We start from the raw sequence: 20281 nt of genomic DNA on the forward strand, positions 1-20281 counted from the left end.
GGGCGTCGGGGTGCCGGGCAACAGGGGCGGCCGGTTATCGGACGAGCCTGCGGCAGAAGGGTTCTCGCGGTTCACGATGCTCCTGGGACGGGCGCGTTGTTGTTCTCGAAGGCGGCCGGGATGTCGACGAGGTGCCAGTCACCGGCCGACCCCAGCAGTCCGTGGAACCCGTCCATGATTGCGTCGACGACCGTCAGCGTCCTCTCGATCGCCTTGGTGATCGAGTGGATCGTCTTGACGACCTGGGTGATGCCGTAGAAGGTCCCGGCTGCACCGAGGGCGCCCCCGATGAGCGTCAGGCTCCCGGCCGAGGCGGCGGCGGCGCTGATGCCCGTCTTGATGAGCCAGTCGATGAGGGTCTGGACCATGTCCCCGACCGACTTGGCGATGCCGTAGATGCCCTGGGCGACGTCGTCGTAGCCCTTGGATGCGATCTCGAGCATCGTGGCCGCCTTCTGCAGGGCGAGGCTGTGCCGGATCATCGTCGACTGGGCTTCCGCCCACGCGACACCGTCCCAGTGCTGGTCGAGTGTCGTCGAGTAGGCGTCGATCGCGCCGGACATGCTCTCGCAGTACCCCTTGAGGTTGCGCAGGGCCGCGGCGGCGATGGCGACGTGCTCCCAGTCGCCAGCGATCCAGGTCTGCGCCTTCTCCTGCAGGTCGAAGCTGCCGTCAGCCTTGTCGAGCACGACGAGCGCCCAGTGGCCGAGCGAGAGCCAGTCGGCGATGCCCAGCACGCCGTCGAACGTCGACGGCACCGGGTCACCGGGCACCGGTGTGTACAGCCAGCTCGCCGGGTTGTGGACCCCGCCGCCGTCGTCGGCCCTGGTCATGGTTCCCCCTCTCAGTGCTTCCAGTAGTTCGAGTCGAGCCGTTGGGCGGCCGCGGCGTCGAGGTCCTCGTACCGGTCGGCCGAGGCGAAGATCGCCGCCGCCGTGCCACTGACCGCCTGGTGGATGTCGGCCATGAGGTCGCGCACGCCGTCGTCCATCCCGGTGCACCAGTCGTTGAGGCGCTCGATGGCGGCCCCGCCCGTGGGGTCGAAGTCGACCCACGTCGAGGCGTAGGTCATCGCGGCGGCGGCGTCGTCGCCGAGCCCTGCGAACTGGTGCGCGACCGCGCGCAGGCCGGCCGGGTCGGCCCGGAACGCCTCGTCCGGTGTGCTGCCGCCGCTGTCGTCGTCGCGCGTTCCCATACCGCCCCCTCGTCGTGTGCCTCCCACGGTCCCCGTTGTCGCAGCGTAGGCGCAATGGGCAGCACTCCCCGGGCGAACGGGGAGGTCGCAGGGGGTGGGGTCGCGCAGAGGACGCGGCGAATGCGTCCGGATCGTGACCTCCCCGCGGCCGGGGCTCCCATCCGGCTCACATATCGTGCGCCCATGACCCTGCGCCCCTCCGCCCTGCTCGCCGGCGCGGTCGCCGTGACGACCCTGCTCTCCGGCTGCTCGCTCGTGGGGGGAGCCACCGAGGACGAGCCCGCCCCGTCGGTGTCGGTGTCGCCGCAGAGCCCGCCCGCGGGGTCCGAGGCGCTCGCGCGGTACTACGGGCAGAAGCTGGACTGGACGGAGTGCTCGGGCGCGCAGTGCGCCAAGCTCACCGTGCCGGTCGACTACGCGCGCCCCGAGGGCAGCACGATCGAGGTCGCGCTGCTCAAGGTGCCGGCCAAGAAGTCCTCGAAGCGGATCGGCTCGCTCGTGGTCAACCCGGGTGGCCCCGGCGGCTCGGGCGTCGACTACGCGCGCGCGGCCGACTTCATCGTGGGCCCCGGCGTGCGCGACCGCTACGACGTCGTCGGGTTCGACCCGCGGGGCGTGGGCCGCTCGGCGCCGGTGGACTGCCTCACGGACACCCAGCTCGACGCCTTCCTCGGGTCCGACCCCACCCCGGACGACGAGGCCGAGGAACGGACCTTCGCGCAGGGGTCGGCGGCCTTCGCCGCGGCCTGCGCCAAGAACGCCGGGCCGCTGCTCGCGCACGTCTCCACCGAGGACGCCGCCCGCGACATGGACGTGCTGCGGGCCGCGCTCGGCGAGGAGAAGCTCACCTACCTCGGCAAGTCCTACGGCACCTACCTCGGCTCGACCTACGCGGAGCTGTTCCCGAAGCAGGTCGGGCGCTTCGTGCTCGACGGCGTCGTGGCCCCCGACCTCACCTCGGACGAGATCAACCTCGGCCAGGCCAAGGGCTTCGAGACCGCCACCCGCGCCTTCGCCAAGTACTGCGTCACCGAGGGCGACTGCCCCCTCGGCGACTCGGTGGACGCCGTGATGGAGAACCTGCGCACCTTCCTCGCCGACGTCGACGCCACCCCGGTGCCCAGGACCGGCGACGGGTCGGTGCCGAAGCTCACGGAGGGCTGGGCCTCGCTCGGCATCGCGGCGGCGATGTACGACCAGGGTGCCTGGCGCACGCTCGTCGACGCGATGGGCGACGCGCTCGGCGGCGACGGCACCGCGCTGATGCAGCTCGCCGACCAGTACGCCGACCGGAACCCGGGCGGCGGCTACGCGGGCAACATCATGGAGGTCATCTACGCGGTCAACTGCCTCGACAAGCCGGAGAGCGACAGCGTGCCCGAGCACGCGGCGCTCGCCGACGCGGCCGCGAAGCAGGCGCCCACGTGGGGCCGTTACCTCGCCTGGAGCTCGCTCGTCTGCGGCTACTGGCCGATCCCGGCCAAGGGCACGCCGCACACCGTGGCGGCGCAGGGGGCCGAGCCGATCGTCGTCATCGGCACCACCCGCGACCCCGCGACGCCGTACGAGTGGTCGGTCCGGCTGCGCAAGCAGCTGGCCAAGGCCTCCCTCATCACCTTCGACGGGGACGGCCACACCGCGTACACGCGCTCGAACTCCTGCGTCGACGACGCGGTGGACGCCTGGTACCTCAAGGGCACGCTGCCCAAGGACGGCCTGCGCTGCTGACCCCGACCCGTCGAAAGTACAGAACACGCCGTGTGCGCCCCGGGCGAGACGGCGCGTTCTGTCCTTTCGACCGGTTTGCCGGGCGGATTCGCGGCGCGTGCCGTGGCCTGCCTATACTCGTCCGCGCGCCCTCGGGCGCACGCCGCCTTAGCTCAGTCGGCCAGAGCGATTCACTCGTAATGAATAGGTCATCGGTTCGATTCCGATAGGCGGCTCCACCGCAGCACCGCACGACGAGGCCCCTCGACCCCCCGGTCGAGGGGCCTCGTGCTCGCTCAGGGCCGGTCGAGGACGGCGGTCATCCGCACCGACACGAGCACGCCCGGGATCTCGGGGCCGAGGCGCGCCACATAGCGGGTGGGTGGGTCCTCGGGGAAGTGCCGTGCCCAGGCCTCGTTGAGGCCGGCGAAGTCCTCCGGGCGGGCGAGCAGCACCCCGACCTCGACGATGTCCTCGCGCGCGCCGCCCGCGGCGTGGAGCACCCGCTCGCAGTTGAGGAGGGCCTGCTCGGTCTGCTCGGCGATGCCGGGGCCGGCCATCGCCCCGGTCGCGACGTCGAGCCCGGTCATCCCCGAGACGTGGAGCTGCCCGCCGACCCGCACGCCCTGGGCGAACAGCGGCGAGGCCGGGGCATCGGGGGTGCTGATGGTCTCGCGAGCCATGGTGGCCTCCTGCGACGTGAGGGCTCTCGGTCGGCCGATTCTCCTCGCGGGCCCGCGCCGCGTCCACGGCCGTCATCGCGCCGTGTCCGGGCCCGCCCGGCAAACCCGTGGCAGCAGAGGCGCCGGCGGGGGAGAGTGGCCGCATGCCCGAGACCGTGGAGTTCTTCGTCGTCGACGTCTTCGCCGAGCGACCGCTGACCGGCAACCCCCTGACCCTCGTGCCGGACGCCGACGACCTCGACGTCGAGCAGATGCGGGCCGTCGCCCGCGAGCTGAAGCAGTCCGAGACGACGTTCGTCGTGCGCCCCACGCTGCCCGGCGCCGACGTCCGGCTGCGCTCGTTCACGCCGAGCGGGGCCGAGGTCGGTGGCGTCGGGCACCACACGCTGGGTGCCTGGCTGTGGCTCGCCGCGCAGGGGCGGTTCGGTCCCGGCCACCACCACCAGGAGGTCGGCGGCAGCGTCCTGCCGGTCGAGGTCGCCACCGCCGCCGACGGTGGGGTCGAGGTGGTGATGGAGCAGCAGCCGCCCGTGCAGGGCCGGGTGCTCGAGGATGTCGGCCCGCTCGCCGAGGCTCTCGGCCTGCCGACCTCGTCCTTCGCGAGCACCCCACGGCCGCAGGTGGTCTCGACCGGGGCAGGGCACCTGCTCGTCGCCGTCGAGGACGCCGGCACGGTCGATGGCGCCCGGCCCGGCGCCGGCCTGCTCCACGTGCTCGCCGGCGTCGGTGGTGAGGGCTGCTACGTCTGGACGCGCGACGCCCCGGACGGCACCCACGCCTCCGCGCGCTTCTTCAACCCGACGATGGGCATCGGCGAGGACCCGGCGACGGGCACCGCGGCCGGACCGCTCGCGGTGCTCCTCACCCGTGAGGGCCTCGTCGCGCCGGGCACCGAGGTCGTCGTCGAGCAGGGCCGCGCGATCGGCCGCCCCAGCCGGCTGCGGGTGCGGGTCGACGGCGAGCGCGTCCGGCTCGTGGGCTCGGGGCTCGTCGTCGGGGAGGGCCGGCTGCGCCTCTAGCCGGTCGGCACGGTCCGGCGGCGCCACCACGCGACGAGGACGCCCGCCAGCAGGGCACCGGTCGTGCCGAGCAGCTCGTCACCGAGGGTGTCCTGGTAGAGCCGCTCGACCTCGACGCCCGCGCGGAGGAAGACGAACCACTCGCCGACCTCCCAGAGCACCGCGAGGAGCGCCCCGGCCCCGGCGACGGTCAGGACGGCGAGCGCCGGCCGCCGCACGTCGTCCGGCCCGGGGAACAGCAGCAGGCCGATGCCCCAGAGCAGGAGGAACCAGTTGACGAGGTGGTTGACGTCGTCCCAGACCGCGACCGTGTCGTAGAGGTCGAGGAAGTTGCCGACGACGTCGACGAGGAAGGGCAGCATCACGAGGGCGAAGGCACCCCACGGCGGCTCGACGTCCCGTCCCCGGTGCCGCCACCACCACCCGACGGGCAGCACGAGCATCAGCACCGGGTAGACCACCACGCGGGCCACGAAACCCTTGCCGTTGAACGACTCCCAGCCGGCGGTGAGCCCGACGACCATCAGCAGCATCGTCAGCACCAGCACCGCCGCCGGCCACAGCGCCCCGCGTGAGCGGCGCATCCGTCCTGCCTTCCCGGCCCCGGCGCGCGCCGAGCCTTCGTCAGGACGGACCGTAGCGGGTGCGTCCCGGCGTCCGCCGCCCACGCCGCGGGTTAGCGTGACGCGCATGACGGATCCCGTGGTCGAGGTCGTCGGCGTGTACGACGCCGACGGCGGTGTGCTCGGCGAGCTCGCCTACGTCGTCGGCCATGCCCTCGGACGTGCCGAGTGCGCCCTGTGCGACGTCACCCACGGCGGGCTGCGGCGCCGGCCGGCCTGGGACGCCCTGGCCCGCTCCCTCCCGGTCCCCGTCCGGCTCGTCCACCGCAACGAGCTGTCCGACGCCGAGCGCCGGGCCGTCGCCGACAGCGGGCTGCCGGCGGTCCTCGGGGCGTGCGCCGACGGCACCCACACCGTGCTCGTGGCGCCGGACCGGCTCGCCGCGGCCCGCGGCTCGGTGGACGCCGTCGGCGAGGCCATCCGCACCGCCCTGGCCGAGGCGAGCACCCGATGAGGCGCCCCGTGCCCGAGCGTCCCGGACCCGGCCAGGAGTCGGTGTGGGACTACCCGCGCCCGCCGGCGCTCGACGCGAGCAGGGAGTCGGTGGAGGTCTGGCTCGGCGGGGTGCGCGTCGCCGCCTCGACGCGCACGCTGCGCGTCCTCGAGACGAGCCACCCGCCCACGTACTACCTGCCGCACGCGGACTTCGCGGGCGGCGCGCTGCGCCGCACGCACGGATCGTCGTACTGCGAGTGGAAGGGCGAGGCCCTCTACTTCGACGTCGTCGGCGGGGACGTCGAGGCGGCCGGCGCGGCCTGGACCTACCCGCACCCGACCCCGGGTTTCGAGGCCCTGCTCGACCACGTCGCGGTGATGCCCGGCGCGATGGAGCGCTGCGTCGTCGACGGCGAGGTCGTCGTGCCGCAGGCCGGCGGGTTCTACGGCGGCTGGATCACCGGCCGCGTCGTCGGCCCGTTCAAGGGCGAGCCCGGCACCTGGGGCTGGTGACCCGCAGGAGCCGCGCGCTCAGTCGTCGCTGAGCGGCTTGTCCTTGGTCGCGAGCTCGGCGCGGGCCTTCTCGTCGGCCGCGGTGACCTCGTCGTGGGTGCGCGCGCGGGAGATCTCGGACTCGGTGAGCACGTCGGTCGCGTGGGCCGGCATCCGCCAGCGCGCCGTCGACAGGCCGGCCGAGCTGGCCCGCTCGATGGCCTGGTTGATGCACGCCTCGGCCTCCTCGCGGCCGGCCCAGTGCGCGCCCTCGACGGACTTGCCGGGCTCGAGGTCCTTGTAGGTCTCGAAGAAGTGCTGGATCTCGAGCCGGTCGAAGGAGCTGATGTCCTCGAGGTCGACGATGTGGTTCTTGCGCGGGTCGCCGGCCGGGATGCAGAGGATCTTGTCGTCGCCGCCGGCCTCGTCCCGCATGTGGAACATGCCGATCGGGCGGGCCCGGACGATGCAGCCGGGGAAGGTCGGCTCGTCGAGGAGCACGAGCGCGTCGAGCGGGTCGCCGTCCTCGCCGAGGGAGTCCTCGATGTAGCCGTAGTCGGAGGGGTAGGACATCGCCGTGAAGAGCATCCGGTCGAGGCGGATGCGCCCCGTCTCGTGGTCGACCTCGTACTTGTTGCGGTGCCCCTTGGGGATCTCGATGGTGACGTCGAACTCCACGGTGTACCGGCTCCCTCTGATGTGTGACCTAGGCTCGACCGACAGTCTGGCGCATGGAGGGCCGGGAGCACGAAGGGAGCACGGGTGAGACGCGTCATGGTGGCCTCCACCGTGGCCGCCGTGCTCGTCGGGGTGGGCGGCTACGCCACCGCCGACGCCCTCGACGTCGTGCCCGGCATCCTCACCCTCGACCGTCCTGCAGGGGCGCCCCGCCCCGGCAGCGCGGCCGCGCAGGTCCCCGACCTCCTCCCGACGCCGGTGTCGCCCTCCCCGGCCTCGGCCGCCGCCGACGCGCCGGTCCCGACGGCCGAGGGGCTCGCCGCCGCGGTCGGTGGCGCCTCGCGCGACCCCGACCTCGCCAAGGGCCTCGGCATCAGCGTGCGCGACGGCGTGACCGGTGAGGTGCTCTGGTCACGGGCGGCCGGCACCCCGCGGCCCCCGGCCTCCACCGCGAAGCTGCTCGCGGCCCTGGCCGTCTCCTCGACCCTCGACCTCGGCGAGCGGGTGCCCACCACCGTCGTGGCGGCCCCCGGCTCCACCGAGCTCGTGCTCGTCGCGCGCGGCGACATGTTCCTCGCGCCCGGCGCCGGTGACCCGTCCGTCGTGGCCGGGCACGCGGGGCTGGCCGACCTCGCCGACCAGGTGGCGGCGGGGCTGCGGAAGGACGGGCGCACCCGCGTCGGGCTGCGCCTCGACCTCTCCTTCGCGCCCGGCCCGCTGGTCCCGCCCACGTGGAACCCCAACGACGTGCGCGACGGCTTCGCCGGTCCGGTCCTGATGACCGGGCTCTCGACGCAGCGCGCGACCCCGGTGCGCCCGGCCCCGGCCCGGCCCGACGTCTCGGTCGCGACGACGATGGTGAAGCTCCTGGCGAAGCGCGGGGTGAGGGCCACCCTGCGGCCCGGTCGTACCTGGGCCACCCCCGCGCCGGCGGGCGCCGCCGAGCTCGGCCGCGTCGAGTCGGCCACCTACGGCGAGCTCCTCTCGCTCGCCCTCGACGAGTCCGACAACTCCCTCGCCGAGAGCCTGGTGCGCCAGGCCGCCGCCACCGCCGGCGAGCCGACCCGGGGCGCCGGCGACAACGCGGCGTTCATCCGGGACCGGCTGGAGGCGGCGGCCGTGCCGACGGCGGGCATGGTGCTCAAGGACGCGAGCGGCCTCAGCCCCGGGCAGGCGGTGGCGCCGGCGACGCTCTCGGCGGTCCTCGGGCTGGCCGTCACCGGCGGGCCGGAGCAGCTCCGCGACGTGGTCGCCCGGCTCCCCGTCTCCGGCCTGTCCGGCACCCTGCGCGGCCGCTTCGCCTCCAGCGCGACCCGCGACGTCCTCGGCGTACCCCGTGCCAAGACCGGCACGCTGCGCGCGGGCTCGGCGCTCGCGGGCACCACGGTCGACGCCGACGGCCGGCCGCTCACCTTCGTCGTGCAGGTCAACGGCTTCCCGCGCACCTACGACGGCACGCTGCGCGCCCGCGCGGCGATGGACCGCGTGGTCGCCGCCCTCACCCGGTGCGGCTGCGCGGGCACGGGCGGCTGACCCGGATGAGAGGCTGAGCACGTGGGATACGTCGACTGGGAGTTCGCGAAGACGACGGGCCGGACGCTCGTCCCGGCGGGGCCGGTGGTCTCGCCGGCCGAGGCGCGGGCGGAGGTCGAGGCGATCCGGGGTGCCGCCCGGGCCGCGCGCGGCCCGGTCGCCGACACCGCCCGGCTGCACACCCCGCCCGACGCGCCCGACGCGCTCGTCGTCGACCGCGCCACGTGGATCGCCGTCAACGTCGACTCGATGTCGGCGCTCCTCGACCCCGCCGTCGACGCCATCGTCGAGAAGCGCGGGGTCGTGCCCGGCGCGGCCGCGCAGGTCGTCGGCGGCAAGGTCACCGGCGCCGAGGCGGGCGCGCTCCTCGCGTTCATGGCGAGCAAGGTGCTCGGTCAGTACGACATCGCCCCCGACGGCACCCCGTCGCTGCTCCTCGTCGCGCCGAACCTGATGGCCACCGCGCGCGAGCTCGACGTCGACCCCGCCGACTTCCGCGCCTGGGTGTGCATGCACGAGGAGACCCACCGCGTGCAGTTCACGGCGAACCCCTGGCTGCGCGAGCACCTCATCGGCCAGGTCCGCCACCTCGCCATCGACCTCGCCCCGGACCAGGAGCGGATCCAGGAGATCGCCTCGCGGGTCACCGAGCGGCTCCCCGAGCTGTTCTCCGAGGGCGGCACCGGCATCACCGAGCTCTTCGCCACCCCCGAGCAGCGCGAGCAGCTGGCCAGGGTCACCGCCGTGATGTCCCTCCTCGAGGGCCACGCCGACGTCGTGATGGACGACGTCGGGCCGGCGCACATCCCGAGCGTGGCCGACATCCGCCGCAAGTTCGGCGAGCGGCGCCGCGGCGGCGGCGCCCCCGACCGGCTGCTCCGGCGGCTGCTCGGGCTCGAGGCGAAGATGCGGCAGTACAAGGACGGCGCGGCCTTCGTGCGCGGAGTGCAGGCCGAGGTGGGCGTCGACGGCTTCAACGCCGTCTGGACCTCTCCCGAGACGCTGCCGCTGCCCCAGGAGATCGCCGACCCCACCGCCTGGGTCCGTCGCGTCCACGCCTGACCCGATGGGCCCGCGCGTGTGGGGCAGGCCGCACCCGGCCGTGGCCGCCGTGCGCTCGGCGGTGCGCGCGAGCCTCGCGGAGTGCGACCCGGGCGACCTCGTCCTCGTCGCGTGCAGCGGGGGTGGTGACTCGATGGCCCTCGCCGACGCCGCGGCGTTCGAGGGCGAACGGGCCGGGGTGCGGGTCGGTGCCGTCGTCGTCGACCACGGGCTCCAGGAGGGCTCCGCGCAGGTCGCCCAGGACGCGGCGCGGGCCCTGCGGGGGATGGACCTGGACCCGGTCCACGTCGCGACGCCGTGGGTGCTGGCCGACGGCCCGGACGGCCTCGAGGCGATGGCCCGCGCCGCGCGCTACCGCGAGCTCGACACCGCCGCCGACCACCTCGGCGCCCGCCTCGTCCTCCTCGGCCACACCCGCGACGACCAGGCCGAGCAGGTCCTCCTCGGGCTGGCCCGCGGCTCCGGCGCCCGCAGCCTCGCCGGGATGCCCGCCGCCCGCGGCCGGTACCGCCGCCCGCTGCTCGCCGTCACCCGCGAGCAGACCCGCGCCGCCTGCACGGCCGAGGGCCTCCCGTGGTGGGAGGACCCGATGAACGAGGACCCCGCGTTCACCCGGGTGCGGGCCCGGCGCGCGCTGGCCGACCTCGAGGCCGACCTCGGGCCGGGCCTGGCCGCCGCCCTCGCCCGCAGCGCCGACCAGCTCCGCGAGGACGCCGACCACCTCGACGCGCTCGCCGACGACGCCGCCGCCGCCCTCGGCGACGGGCCGTGGGCCGCCGACGCCCTCGCCGCCCTGCCCCGCCCGGTCCGCACCCGCACCTGGCGCCGGCTCGCCGTCGCCGCCGGCGCCCCGGCGGGTCAGCTCTCGAGCCGGCACACCGACGCCTGCGACCGGCTCGTCACGGACTGGCACGGGCAGGGTGCCGTGCACCTCCCCGGTGGGCTCCGGGCCAGCCGGTCCGGTGGTCGGGTGTCCATCGCCCCCGCCGCTCGGGTTGAATAGCACCGACCGCCCGCCCACCCCCGATCAGGGAGCCGCAGTGGACGCCGCCCACATGGGAGCAGACCTCGAGCACGTCCTCATCACCGAGGAGGAGATCCTCGCCAAGCTCGACGAGCTGGCCGAGTTCATCGCGAAGGAGTACGAGGGCAAGGACCTCCTGCTCGTCGGCGTCCTCAAGGGGGCGGTCATGGTGATGGCCGACCTCATGCGCGCCCTGCCCCGCAGCGTCCCCGTCGACTGGATGGCCGTCTCGTCCTACGGCTCGGGCACCAAGAGCAGCGGCGTCGTGCGCATCCTCAAGGACCTCGACACCGACATCACCGGCCGGCACGTGCTGATCGTCGAGGACATCATCGACTCCGGGCTGACGCTGTCCTGGATCCGGTCCAACCTCGAGTCGCGCAGCCCCGCGTCGGTCGAGATCTGCACGCTCCTGCGCAAGCCGGACGCCGCCAAGGTCGAGGTCGACGTGCAGTGGGTCGGCTTCGACATCCCCAACGAGTTCGTCGTCGGCTACGGCCTGGACTACGCCGAGGACTACCGCGGCCTGCGCTGCGTCGGCACCCTCGCGCCGCACGTCTACAGCTGAGGTCGGGCCGCCTCCCGTCGAACCCGGATTTCCCGGCGGAACACGAGCACCGACGGGCTCGTTGCTAGCGTGTACCAGTCCGCCGGAGGTCTCCGGACGGGCCAGCGACGACGACCAGGAGGGTGGGGCCCGCGCCCCGCGACCAGATGGACTTCAAACGCATTCTCCGGGCACCGGTGTTCTGGGTGCTCATCGCCCTCGTGCTCCTCCTCGCCGTCTTCACCCTCGGGGGCAACGGCGGCTACACGACGATCACGACGGCGCAGGCCGAGAAGCTCATCACCGACAAGAAGGTCGACAAGGCGGTGATGACCACCGACAACGTCATCAGCCTCGACCTCAAGTCCGGCCAGTCCTTCTCCGACCCCGAGGCGAAGATCTCCGGCGCCACGAAGGTGCGCGCCGAGTACGTCGACGCCCGCGCCGAGCAGCTCGTCCAGGAGCTCGACGCCAACGTGCCCGAGGGCTTCAACGACAAGGTCGAGGGCGACAGCGCCTTCTGGACCCTGTTCATCTCCTTCTTCCCGGTCCTCCTGCTCGTCGGCCTCTTCTGGTTCCTCATGAGCCAGGCCCAGGGCGGCGGCTCGCGGGTCATGCAGTTCGGCAAGTCGCGCGCCAAGCTGGCCACGAAGGACACCCCGAAGGTCACCTTCGCCGACGTCGCCGGCGCCGACGAGGCCGTCGAGGAGCTCCACGAGATCGTCGAGTTCCTCCGCGAGCCCGCCAAGTTCCTCGCGGTCGGCGCCAAGATCCCCAAGGGCGTCCTGCTCTACGGCCAGCCCGGTACGGGCAAGACCCTCCTCGCGCGCGCCGTCGCCGGCGAGGCGGGCGTGCCGTTCTACTCGATCTCCGGCTCGGACTTCGTCGAGATGTTCGTCGGTGTCGGCGCCAGCCGCGTCCGCGACCTCTTCGAGCAGGCCAAGGCCAACGCGCCGGCCATCGTCTTCGTCGACGAGATCGACGCCGTCGGGCGCCACCGCGGCGCCGGCCTCGGTGGCGGGCACGACGAGCGCGAGCAGACCCTCAACCAGCTGCTCGTCGAGATGGACGGCTTCGACGTCAAGACCAACGTCATCCTCATCGCGGCCACGAACCGGCCCGACATCCTCGACCCCGCCCTGCTGCGCCCGGGCCGCTTCGACCGCCAGATCGCGGTCGAGAACCCCGACATGATCGGGCGGCACAAGATCCTCCAGGTGCACGGCCAGGGCAAGCCGATGGCCGCCGACGTCGACCTGCTCGCCGTCGCGCGCCGCACGCCCGGGATGACCGGTGCCGACCTCGCCAACGTCCTCAACGAGGCCGCGCTGCTCACGGCGCGCGGCGACAAGAAGCTCATCGACGACGAGGTCCTCGACGAGGCCATCGACCGCGTCATCGCCGGCCCGCAGAAGCGCACGCGCATCATGTCGGCCAAGGAGCGCAAGATCACCGCGTACCACGAGGGCGGTCACGCCCTGGTCGCCGCGGGGATGAACCACCTCGACCCCGTGACGAAGGTGACGATCCTGCCGCGCGGGCGCGCCCTCGGCTACACGATGGTCATGCCCGTCGACGACAAGTACTCGACGACCCGCAACGAGATCCTCGACCAGCTGGCCTACGCGCTCGGCGGCCGGGTCGCGGAGGAGATCATCTTCCACGACCCCACCACCGGCGCCGCGAACGACATCGAGAAGGCCACCGCGATGGCCCGCAAGATGGTCACCGAGTTCGGCATGAGCGAGCGCGTCGGCGCGATCAAGCTCGGCCAGAGCCAGGGCGAGCCGTTCCTCGGCCGCGACATGGGCCACCAGCGCGACTACTCCGAGCAGGTCGCCGCCGTCGTCGACGAGGAGGTGCGCAAGCTCATCGACTCCGCGCACGACGAGGCGTGGCACGTCGTCAACGACAACCGCGACCTCCTCGACCGCCTCGTCCTCGAGCTGCTCGAGAAGGAGACGCTCAACGCGGCCGAGCTCGCCGACCTGTTCCAGGACATCCACAAGCGCCCCCGGCGCCCGCTGTGGCTCTCCAGCGAGCACCGCACGCTGTCCGACATCCCGCCGGTCCTCACCCCGGCCGAGGAGGCCGCCCTCGCCGGGCGCGCCAACGGCTCCGGTGCCCCCGCCGGTGCGGTCGTGACGCCGGGCGACCCGGCCACCGAGGCGGCCATCGACGCCCGGGCGCAGGAGGGCGCGGGCCGCCCGAGCGAGCGCCCCGCCACCGAGACCGTCGAGGTGCCGGAGGGTGGGCGTGTCGAGCCGTGAGCCGGACGGCGTCGTCGTGACGACGCGCCCTCCCGTGGACGTCCCGCGCGCCGAGGCCGCGGTCCGGGAGTTCCTCCTCGCCATCGGGGAGGACCCCGACCGCGAGGGTCTCCAGGAGACGCCGAAGCGGGTCGCCAAGGCCGCCCACGAGCTGTACGCCGGCCTGTGGCAGGACGCCGCCGAGATCCTCAGCAAGACGTTCCCGATCGAGCACGAGGAGCTCGTCATCGTCCGGGACATCCCGATGTACTCGACGTGCGAGCACCACCTGCTGCCCTTCCACGGCGTGGCGCACATCGGGTACATCCCGGGCCCGGACGGCACGGTGACCGGGCTGTCCAAGCTCGGCCGGCTCGTCGACGTCTACGCACGCCGGCCGCAGGTGCAGGAGCAGATCACCACGCAGGTCGCCGACGCGCTCGTCGAGCACCTCGGGGCGCAGGGCGTCATCGTCGTCGTCGAGGCCGAGCACCTCTGCATGTCGATGCGCGGTGTGCAGAAGCCGGGGTCGCGCACCATCACCTCGGCGGTGCGCGGCCAGCTGCGGGACCCGGCTACCCGGGCAGAGGCGATGTCGCTGCTGCTCGGCGGGAAGCGGTGACGCAGGCCGCGGGTCTGCCCACCGGGCGGCCGGGACGCCCGGTCGTCATGGGCGTCGTCAACGTCACGCCCGACTCCTTCAGCGACGGCGGCGAGTGGTTCCAGCCCGAGGACGCCCTCGCCCACGGCCGGGCGCTGCGCGAGCAGGGTGCCGACGTCCTCGACGTCGGCGGCGAGTCCACCCGCCCGGGGGCCGAGCGGCCCTCCGAGGCCGAGGAGCTGCGCCGGGTGCTGCCCGTCGTCGAGGGGCTCTCCGCGCTCGGGCCGGTCTCCATCGACACGATGCGCGCCGCGGTCGCCGCGGCCGCGCTCGACGCCGGGGCCTCCCTCGTCAACGACGTCTCCGGCGGCCTCGCCGACCCCGAGATGGCGGCGCTGGTCGCCGAGCGGGGCGTCCCGTACGTCGCGATGCACTGGCGCGGCCACAGCCTGGGGATGCAGGACCGCGCGCACTACGCCGACGTCGTCGCCGACGTCTGCCGCGAGCTGGGGGAGCGGGCCGAGGCGCTGCTCGGGGCCGGCGTGCCCGCCGACCGGCTCGTCCTCGACCCCGGGTTCGGGTTCGCCAAGCTGGCGCACCACAACTGGGCGCTGCTGCGCGACCTCGAGGCCGTGCTCGGCCTCGGCTTCCCGGTGCTCGTGGGCACCTCGCGCAAGAAGTTCCTCGGGCTCGTCGGGCGCGAGGGCGCCGCCGAGCGCACCCCGCTCGACCGCGACGTCGCCACCGCCGTCACCACCGCGCACGCCGCGCGGCACGGCGCGTGGGGCGTGCGGGTCCACGACGTCGTCGCGGCGGTGGACGCCCTCGACGTCGCCGCCGAGCTCGGGCCGGAGGGGCCCCGATGAGCGCCGCCGGCACCGCCCGCGACCGCATCGTCCTGCGCGGGGTGCGCGGGCGCGGGTTCCACGGCGTCTTCGAGCACGAGAAGCGCGACGGCCAGGACTTCGTCGTCGACGTCGAGCTGGCCGTCGACCTCGCCGCGCCGGGGGCCTCCGACGACCTCGCCGACACGGTCAACTACGGCGAGATCGGCGCGGCCGTGCTCGCCCGGATCGAGGGTGAGCCGTACGACCTCATCGAGCGGCTGGCCGACGTCATCGCCTCGGACGCGTTGTCGCACAGCGCCGTCGACGAGGTGACCGTGATCGTGCACAAGCCGCAGGCGCCGGTCGGGGTCGCCTTCGAGGACGTCGAGGTGCGGGTCGTGCGGCGTCGCCCGCCGGTGGCGGCCGTCGTCGCCGTCGGGGCCAACCTGCCGTGGGGCGAGAGCTCCCCGGCCGAGACGCTCGCCGGGGCGGTCGAGGCGCTGAGCCACCACCCCGCGCTGTCGGTCGTCGCGCGCTCCGCGGTCGTCGAGTCCGATCCCGTGGGCGGGCCGGAGGGGCAGCCGGTGTACGTCAACGCCGTCGCGCTCGTGCGCACCTCCCTGTCGCCGGTCTCCCTGCTCCGCGAGCTGCACGCGGTCGAGGCGGCCTTCGACCGCGTGCGCGAGGTCCGGTGGGGCGCAAGGACGCTCGACCTCGACCTCGTGCAGTATGGCGACCCCGCGGCCGGGACGGACGTCGTCTCGTCGCGGCCGCACCTCACGCTGCCGCACCCCCGGGCCCACGAGCGGGCCTTCGTCCTCGTGCCGTGGCTCGACGCCGACTCCGGGGCTCTGCTGCGTGTCGGTGACGACCTCCGGCCGGTCTCCGAGCTCGTGGAGACGGTCGACACCTCCGGTGTGCGCCCGTCCGTCCAGGAGGAGTCCCGGTGAACCGCAACGGTGTCCGCGTCCCCGTGCTCCTCGGCGCCGCCCTCGTGACGACCGTGCTGGGCTTCCTCGTGGCGATGGTGGTCACCCGCGACGGCACCCTCCTCCAGCGTCCGCCGTGGGTCGCGATGCTGCTGCTCGTCGTCATGGGCGGCCTCGTGGTGTGGATCGCCCGGCCGGTCCGGGCCCACCTGCGCAGCGGCCGTCGGACCTCCGTCGACGCCCTGCGCGCCGCCCGCACCGTCGTGCTCGCCCAGGCCGCCGCGCTCACCGGGGCCGCCGCCACGGGCTGGTACCTCGGCCAGCTGCTCGTCCTCCTCACCGACCTGTCCCTCGTCGCGAACCGCGAGCGGCTCCTGTCCTTCGCGCTGGCGCTCCTCGCGTCGGTGCTGCTCTCCGTCGCCGGGATGGTCGCGCAGGCGTGGTGCCGCATCGACGAGGACGACGAGGAGCGTCCGGGGATCGACGACGACGCCTGAGGGCCTCGGCTCCGACCTGACCGCCCCGTGCATCAATCGTCGAATGTGTCGATTGATGGACACCCGGTAGGGGGACGCCGGGCTACTTGTCGACGTCGCCGACGACGAAGAACATCGAGCCGAGGACGGCGACCATGTCGGCGACCAGGCATCCGGGCAGCACCTCGGTGAGCACCTGCACGTTGTTGAACGACGCCGACCTCAGCTTGAGCCGCCACGGCGTCTTCTCACCACGAGAGACGAGGTGGTACCCGTTGAGCCCCAACGGGTTCTCGGTGGCGGTGTACCGCTCGCCCTCCGGCACCTTGAGCACCTTCGGCAGCCGCTGGTTCACCGGCCCGGCCGGGAGCGAGCGCAGCCGGTCGAGGCAGGCCCCGGCGAGGTCGAGGCTGACGTGCACCTGCTCGAGCAGCACCTCGAGGCGCGCCAGGCAGTCGCCCTCGGTGCGCGTGACGACCCGGCCGGGACCGCCCGGCGCGAAGAGCTCGGCGTACGCGAGGTAGGGGTCGTCGCGGCGCAGGTCGAGGTCGACCCCGCTGGCGCGCGCGATCGGACCGGAGACGCCGTACTGCAGCACCGTGGCGGGGTCGAGCACACCCACCCCGCGCGTGCGGGCCAGGAGGATCTCGTTGCCCACCAGCAGCGACTCGAGGTCCGGGAGCCGCCGGCGCACGGCATCCACGGCCGTCGCGACCCGCCCCAGCCATCCCGCGGGCACGTCCTCCTTGAGGCCGCCGACGCGGTTGAACATGTAGTGCATCCGGCCGCCGGAGGCCTCCTCCATGACGGCCTGCAGCTCCTCGCGCTCGCGGAACGCGTAGAACACCGGCGTGATGGCGCCGAGCTCGAGCGGGTAGGAGCCGAGGAACATCAGGTGGTTGAGTACCCGGTTCAGCTCGGCGAGCAGGGTGCGCAGCCACACGGCGCGGACCGGCACCTCCATCCCGAGCATCGCCTCGACGCCGAGGACCACCCCGAGCTCGTTGGAGAACGCGGACAGCCAGTCGTGCCGGTTCGCGAGCACCGTGATCTGGCGGTAGTCGCGCACCTCGAAGAGCTTCTCGGCGCCCCGGTGCATGTAGCCGACGACGGGCTCGGCCGAGACGATGCGCTCGCCGTCGAGGACGACCTTGAGCCGGAGCACCCCGTGCGTCGCCGGGTGCTGCGGACCGATGTTGAGCACCATGTCGGCCGTCGCGAGCCCGCCGGCCCCGACGGCGACGTCGAGGGCGCGCGGCTCGGTGGGGGCGTCGGGGCTCACCCCGTCAGTCTGCCGCACGGGCCCGGGAGGGTCGGGTCCGGACGCGGCGCAGCACCCACCAGAAGCCGCCGAGGCCGTCCTCGTCGGTGAGGGCGCGCACCGCCGACGAGCGGGCGAGGTCCGCGAGGTACCCGGCGGGGTCGGTGCGGGCGCGGACGTGGTCGGGTGCGGCCGCGGAGAGCCCGAGGGCGTGCAGTGCCTCGCGCTGGGTGCGCCGTTCGTCCTGCTCGAGGGAGTCGACCGCGACGTGCGCGGTGAGGTCGCACGTGCCGTCGGGCAGGGCCGGCACCGCCACGCCGTCCCGGAAGCCGACGAGGGTCCCGGACGGTGGGCGGTCCTCGCGCGTGTGCCCGTAGTCGACGGCCAGGGCGGTGCCCGAGCGGATGCGTGACAGCAGGTCGGCCCACGCCCGGTCGCGGGAGAGCCCCACCTCGACCCGCGTGCCGGCGGGGAGGCCCTCGAGCGGCCAGTGCGCGGCGCACCACGCGGCGTCGTCGGGCTCTACCGGGCCGGAGACCGACTCGACGCGCGCGGCGGCGTCGACGAGCACGCCGCGGGCCACGCCGCCGTCGTCGACCTCGAGGACGCTGCACGGGACGACGTCGAGCCACTCGTGGGCCACGGCGAGCACGTCGTCGAGGTCGTGCAGGTCGTCGGGGAGCCCGGCGCCGCCGGGCGAGGTCATCCAGCCGACGGCCGCCGGGAGGGCCTCGGGCCGGTCGACGACGTCGACCCCGGTGAGCCGCAGGTCCGGCCGCACCCCGTGCAGGGCCCGCAGCAGCTCGCCCCGGCCGGCGCCCACGTCGACGACGTGCGTGGCCCCCTCGGCGTCGGCCAGCCGGCCCAGCGCCTCGGCGAGCAGGCCGCCGAGCGGCCCGTGCGTCGAGGTCGTGAAGTGCCCGGCCGGACCCTCGGGCCGCCGGTAGAAGCCATCGGGGCCGTAGAGGGCGTCCTGCCACGCGTCACGCCAGGGCACCAGCTCCATCCGCCGCACGCTACCGGTGGGCGCCGGGGGTAGCGTGCTCGCGTGGACGGCCTCGAGCACCCTGCGCGCCTCTCCGTCGGAGTCGTCGGTGCCGGTCGCGTCGGCGCGGTCCTCGGGGCCGCTCTCGCGCGGGCCGGCCACCGGGTCTCCGGGGCGTACGCCGTCTCCGAGGCCAGCCGTGAACGCGCGGCCGCGATGCTCCCCGGCGTTCCCGTCGCCGACGTCCCGACCGTCGTCGCCGGCGCCGAGCTGGTCCTGCTGGCCGTCCCCGACGACGCGCTCGCCGACCTCGTCGCGGGGCTGTCGGCGACCGGGACGTGGCAGGCGGGGCAGATCGTCGTGCACACGAGCGGTCGGCACGGCACGGCCGTCCTGGCCCCGGTGCGGGAGCACCACGCGATGCCCCTCGCGCTGCACCCGGCGATGACCTTCACGGGCACGGCGATGGACCTCGACCGGCTCGCCGACTGCGCATTCGGCGTGACCGCCGACGAGCCCCTGCGCCCGGTCGCCGAGGCCCTCGTCCTCGAGATGGGGGGCCAGCCGGTGTGGGTGCCGGAGGAGGACCGCGTGGCGTACCACGCAGCCCTCGCGCACGGCGCGAACCACCTCGTGACGCTCACCGCCGAGGCGATGGAGGTGCTGGGGCGGGCCGGCGTCGAGGAGCCGCGCCGCCTCCTCGGACCCCTGATGCACGCCGCGCTCGACAACGCCCTGCGGATGGGTGACGCCGCCCTCACCGGTCCCGTCGCACGCGGTGACGTCGGCACGGTGGACGACCACCTGCGCGAGCTGGACCGGCTGGCCCCCGAGGTCCGCAGGACCTACGTGGCCCTCGCCCGGGCCACCGCGCTGCGTGCTCTCGACGACGGCCGGCTGCGGCCCACCACGGCCGAGCCGCTGCTCGACGTCCTGCGCGACGACTGACGTGCGAACCGGGCCGCCCGTACCTCCCGGCGGGCCGACCGGGGGGCGTGTACGCAAGGATGCGGGCATGACGTCGCAGTCGACCGACACCCGGGCCGTCCCCACGGTCGCGATGACCCGCGATGAGCTCAAGGCCGCACGCGAGGCCCTGACCAGCCGGGACGTCGCGGTCGTCATGACGATGGGCGCCCTCCACGACGGGCATGCGCAGCTCATCCGGGCGGCCCGCCAGCGCCACGACCACGTCGTCGTGACGATCTTCCTCAACCCGCTGCAGTTCGGGCCGAAGGAGGACCTGTCGCGCTACCCGCGCACCTTCGACGCCGACATGGCCATCTGCCGGGATGCCGGGGTCGACGTCGTCTTCGCCCCGACGCCGGACGTCGTCTACCCCGACGGCGACCCGGGGGTGCGGGTGTCGGCCGGTCCGCTCGGCGAGGTGCTCGAAGGCGCCTCCCGCGCAGGCCACTTCGACGGCGTGTTGACCGTCGTCGGCAAGCTCCTGCACCTGACGGCCGCCCGCAGCGCGTACTTCGGCCAGAAGGACGCCCAGCAGCTGCTGCTCATCCGGCGGATGGTGCGCGACCTCGACTTCCCCGTCGACATCGTGTCGGTACCCACCGTGCGCGAGCCGGACGGGCTGGCGATGAGCAGCCGCAACACCTACCTCACCGCCTCCGACCGCGAGGTCGCGCTCTGCCTGTCGCGGGCGCTGCGGGCCGGGGCCGAGGCCGCCCCGTTCGGGCCCTCGGCCGTGCGCCGGGCCGCCCGTGAGGTGGTCGTCGAGGAGCCGCTCGCCCTCGTCGACTACCTCGTGCTCGTCCACCCGACCACGCTGGCCGACGTGCCGGAGTGGTACCGGGGCGAGGCCCTGCTCGCCGTCGCCGCGCGCATCGGCACGACGCGGCTCATCGACAACACCCCGCTCGTCGTCGGACCCGGTGGCGGCGCCGTCGACGTCTTCTCCGACGTCCCGCACGCGCGCGCCGAGGTCTGACGCCCTCACT

The 20281-nt window shown here is 74.2% G+C and carries 22 protein-coding genes and 1 tRNA gene; 16 read left to right on the top strand and 7 right to left on the bottom strand.

Annotation, left to right across the window (positions count from 1 at the left end; genetic code table 11):
- Window positions 1–71: 71 nt before the first annotated feature.
- Together ACQZ2A_RS14875 and ACQZ2A_RS14880 are read right to left on the bottom strand one after the other, a co-directional pair.
- Window positions 72–833, bottom strand: coding sequence for a hypothetical protein (locus ACQZ2A_RS14875; protein WP_430212572.1), 762 nt, complete (start codon window positions 831–833; stop codon window positions 72–74).
- Window positions 834–844: 11 nt separating this feature from the next.
- Window positions 845–1195, bottom strand: coding sequence for a type VII secretion target (locus ACQZ2A_RS14880; protein WP_430212575.1), 351 nt, complete (start codon window positions 1193–1195; stop codon window positions 845–847).
- 183 nt (window positions 1196–1378) lie between these two features.
- Here ACQZ2A_RS14880 and ACQZ2A_RS14885 point away from each other — a divergent pair, with 183 nt between their 5' ends.
- Both ACQZ2A_RS14885 and ACQZ2A_RS14890 read left to right on the top strand, forming a co-directional pair.
- Window positions 1379–2923, top strand: a complete 1545-nt coding sequence (locus ACQZ2A_RS14885) for an alpha/beta hydrolase (RefSeq protein WP_430212578.1) — start codon at window positions 1379–1381, stop codon at window positions 2921–2923.
- 141 nt (window positions 2924–3064) lie between these two features.
- Window positions 3065–3141: transfer RNA gene (locus tag ACQZ2A_RS14890), tRNA-Thr, on the top strand.
- A 57-nt stretch (window positions 3142–3198) separates the two neighbouring features.
- Here the strand turns inward: ACQZ2A_RS14890 and ACQZ2A_RS14895 are convergent.
- On the bottom strand, window positions 3199–3585 hold the full coding sequence (locus ACQZ2A_RS14895) for a RidA family protein (RefSeq protein WP_430212581.1): 387 nt from the start codon (window positions 3583–3585) through the stop codon (window positions 3199–3201).
- 143 nt (window positions 3586–3728) lie between these two features.
- On the opposite strand from ACQZ2A_RS14895, the gene ACQZ2A_RS14900 reads away from it, so the two are divergent.
- The gene (locus ACQZ2A_RS14900; protein ID WP_430212584.1) at window positions 3729–4604 is read left to right on the top strand and encodes a PhzF family phenazine biosynthesis protein; all 876 of its coding nucleotides are present in this window, start codon (window positions 3729–3731) and stop codon (window positions 4602–4604) included.
- Here the strand turns inward: ACQZ2A_RS14900 and ACQZ2A_RS14905 are convergent.
- Window positions 4601–5188, bottom strand: coding sequence for a hypothetical protein (locus tag ACQZ2A_RS14905; RefSeq protein WP_430212587.1), 588 nt, complete (start codon window positions 5186–5188; stop codon window positions 4601–4603). The two genes, ACQZ2A_RS14900 and ACQZ2A_RS14905, sit on opposite strands and share 4 nt — an antisense overlap.
- 106 nt (window positions 5189–5294) lie before the next feature.
- Here ACQZ2A_RS14905 and ACQZ2A_RS14910 point away from each other — a divergent pair, with 106 nt between their 5' ends.
- Together ACQZ2A_RS14910 and ACQZ2A_RS14915 are read left to right on the top strand one after the other, a co-directional pair.
- Window positions 5295–5681, top strand: a complete 387-nt coding sequence (locus ACQZ2A_RS14910) for a hypothetical protein (RefSeq protein ID WP_430212590.1) — start codon at window positions 5295–5297, stop codon at window positions 5679–5681.
- Window positions 5678–6175: a DUF427 domain-containing protein gene (locus ACQZ2A_RS14915; RefSeq protein ID WP_430212592.1), complete on the top strand. Its 498-nt coding sequence runs from the start codon at window positions 5678–5680 to the stop codon at window positions 6173–6175. Before ACQZ2A_RS14910 ends, ACQZ2A_RS14915 begins: the two co-directional genes overlap by 4 nt.
- Before the next feature lie 18 nt (window positions 6176–6193).
- Here the strand turns inward: ACQZ2A_RS14915 and ACQZ2A_RS14920 are convergent, their stop codons facing one another.
- A complete protein-coding gene (locus tag ACQZ2A_RS14920) occupies window positions 6194–6832 on the bottom strand; it encodes an inorganic diphosphatase (RefSeq protein ID WP_430212595.1) in 639 nt (212 codons plus the stop codon).
- 84 nt (window positions 6833–6916) lie between these two features.
- On the opposite strand from ACQZ2A_RS14920, the gene ACQZ2A_RS14925 reads away from it, so the two are divergent.
- From ACQZ2A_RS14925 to ACQZ2A_RS14965, 9 genes are all read left to right on the top strand, one after another.
- Window positions 6917–8365, top strand: a complete 1449-nt coding sequence (locus tag ACQZ2A_RS14925) for a D-alanyl-D-alanine carboxypeptidase/D-alanyl-D-alanine-endopeptidase (RefSeq protein ID WP_430212596.1) — start codon at window positions 6917–6919, stop codon at window positions 8363–8365.
- 21 nt (window positions 8366–8386) lie between these two features.
- Window positions 8387–9427: a zinc-dependent metalloprotease gene (locus ACQZ2A_RS14930; RefSeq protein ID WP_430212598.1), complete on the top strand. Its 1041-nt coding sequence runs from the start codon at window positions 8387–8389 to the stop codon at window positions 9425–9427.
- Window positions 9428–9431: 4 nt separating this feature from the next.
- Window positions 9432–10430: a tRNA lysidine(34) synthetase TilS gene (gene tilS / locus ACQZ2A_RS14935; protein WP_430212601.1), complete on the top strand. Its 999-nt coding sequence runs from the start codon at window positions 9432–9434 to the stop codon at window positions 10428–10430.
- A gap of 37 nt (window positions 10431–10467) precedes the next feature.
- Window positions 10468–11019, top strand: coding sequence for a hypoxanthine phosphoribosyltransferase (hpt, locus tag ACQZ2A_RS14940; protein ID WP_430212604.1), 552 nt, complete (start codon window positions 10468–10470; stop codon window positions 11017–11019).
- Between the two features lie 146 nt (window positions 11020–11165).
- Window positions 11166–13268 (top strand): ATP-dependent zinc metalloprotease FtsH, encoded by a 2103-nt coding sequence (gene ftsH, locus ACQZ2A_RS14945; protein ID WP_430212673.1) that lies wholly within the window; start codon window positions 11166–11168, stop codon window positions 13266–13268.
- On the top strand, window positions 13255–13869 hold the full coding sequence (gene folE / locus ACQZ2A_RS14950) for a GTP cyclohydrolase I FolE (RefSeq protein WP_430212606.1): 615 nt from the start codon (window positions 13255–13257) through the stop codon (window positions 13867–13869). The genes ftsH and folE overlap by 14 nt, the downstream gene beginning before the upstream one ends.
- A gap of 47 nt (window positions 13870–13916) precedes the next feature.
- Window positions 13917–14714: a dihydropteroate synthase gene (gene folP / locus ACQZ2A_RS14955; RefSeq protein ID WP_430212675.1), complete on the top strand. Its 798-nt coding sequence runs from the start codon at window positions 13917–13919 to the stop codon at window positions 14712–14714.
- Window positions 14711–15625 (top strand): 2-amino-4-hydroxy-6-hydroxymethyldihydropteridine diphosphokinase, encoded by a 915-nt coding sequence (gene folK / locus ACQZ2A_RS14960; RefSeq protein WP_430212609.1) that lies wholly within the window; start codon window positions 14711–14713, stop codon window positions 15623–15625. The genes folP and folK overlap by 4 nt, the downstream gene beginning before the upstream one ends.
- A complete protein-coding gene (locus ACQZ2A_RS14965; protein WP_430212612.1) occupies window positions 15622–16101 on the top strand; it encodes a DUF3180 family protein in 480 nt (159 codons plus the stop codon). Before folK ends, ACQZ2A_RS14965 begins: the two co-directional genes overlap by 4 nt.
- Before the next feature lie 82 nt (window positions 16102–16183).
- On the opposite strand, the gene ACQZ2A_RS14970 is transcribed toward ACQZ2A_RS14965, so the two are convergent.
- Both ACQZ2A_RS14970 and ACQZ2A_RS14975 read right to left on the bottom strand, forming a co-directional pair.
- A complete protein-coding gene (locus ACQZ2A_RS14970; RefSeq protein ID WP_430212678.1) occupies window positions 16184–17287 on the bottom strand; it encodes an NADH-quinone oxidoreductase subunit D in 1104 nt (367 codons plus the stop codon).
- Between the two features lie 79 nt (window positions 17288–17366).
- A complete protein-coding gene (locus ACQZ2A_RS14975; protein WP_430212614.1) occupies window positions 17367–18347 on the bottom strand; it encodes an SAM-dependent methyltransferase in 981 nt (326 codons plus the stop codon).
- A gap of 42 nt (window positions 18348–18389) precedes the next feature.
- Here ACQZ2A_RS14975 and ACQZ2A_RS14980 point away from each other — a divergent pair, with 42 nt between their 5' ends.
- Both ACQZ2A_RS14980 and panC read left to right on the top strand, forming a co-directional pair.
- Window positions 18390–19274 carry a Rossmann-like and DUF2520 domain-containing protein gene (locus ACQZ2A_RS14980; RefSeq protein WP_430212616.1) on the top strand — a complete coding sequence of 295 codons (885 nt, stop codon included), beginning with the start codon at window positions 18390–18392 and terminating at the stop codon, window positions 19272–19274.
- Between the two features lie 67 nt (window positions 19275–19341).
- Window positions 19342–20271, top strand: a complete 930-nt coding sequence (gene panC, locus ACQZ2A_RS14985; protein ID WP_430212619.1) for a pantoate--beta-alanine ligase — start codon at window positions 19342–19344, stop codon at window positions 20269–20271.
- Window positions 20272–20281: the final 10 nt, after the last annotated feature.

The sequence above is a fragment of the Phycicoccus avicenniae genome, assembly GCF_050496545.1.
In the GTDB taxonomy this organism is placed as follows: Bacteria; Actinomycetota; Actinomycetes; order Actinomycetales; family Dermatophilaceae; genus Phycicoccus; species Phycicoccus avicenniae_A.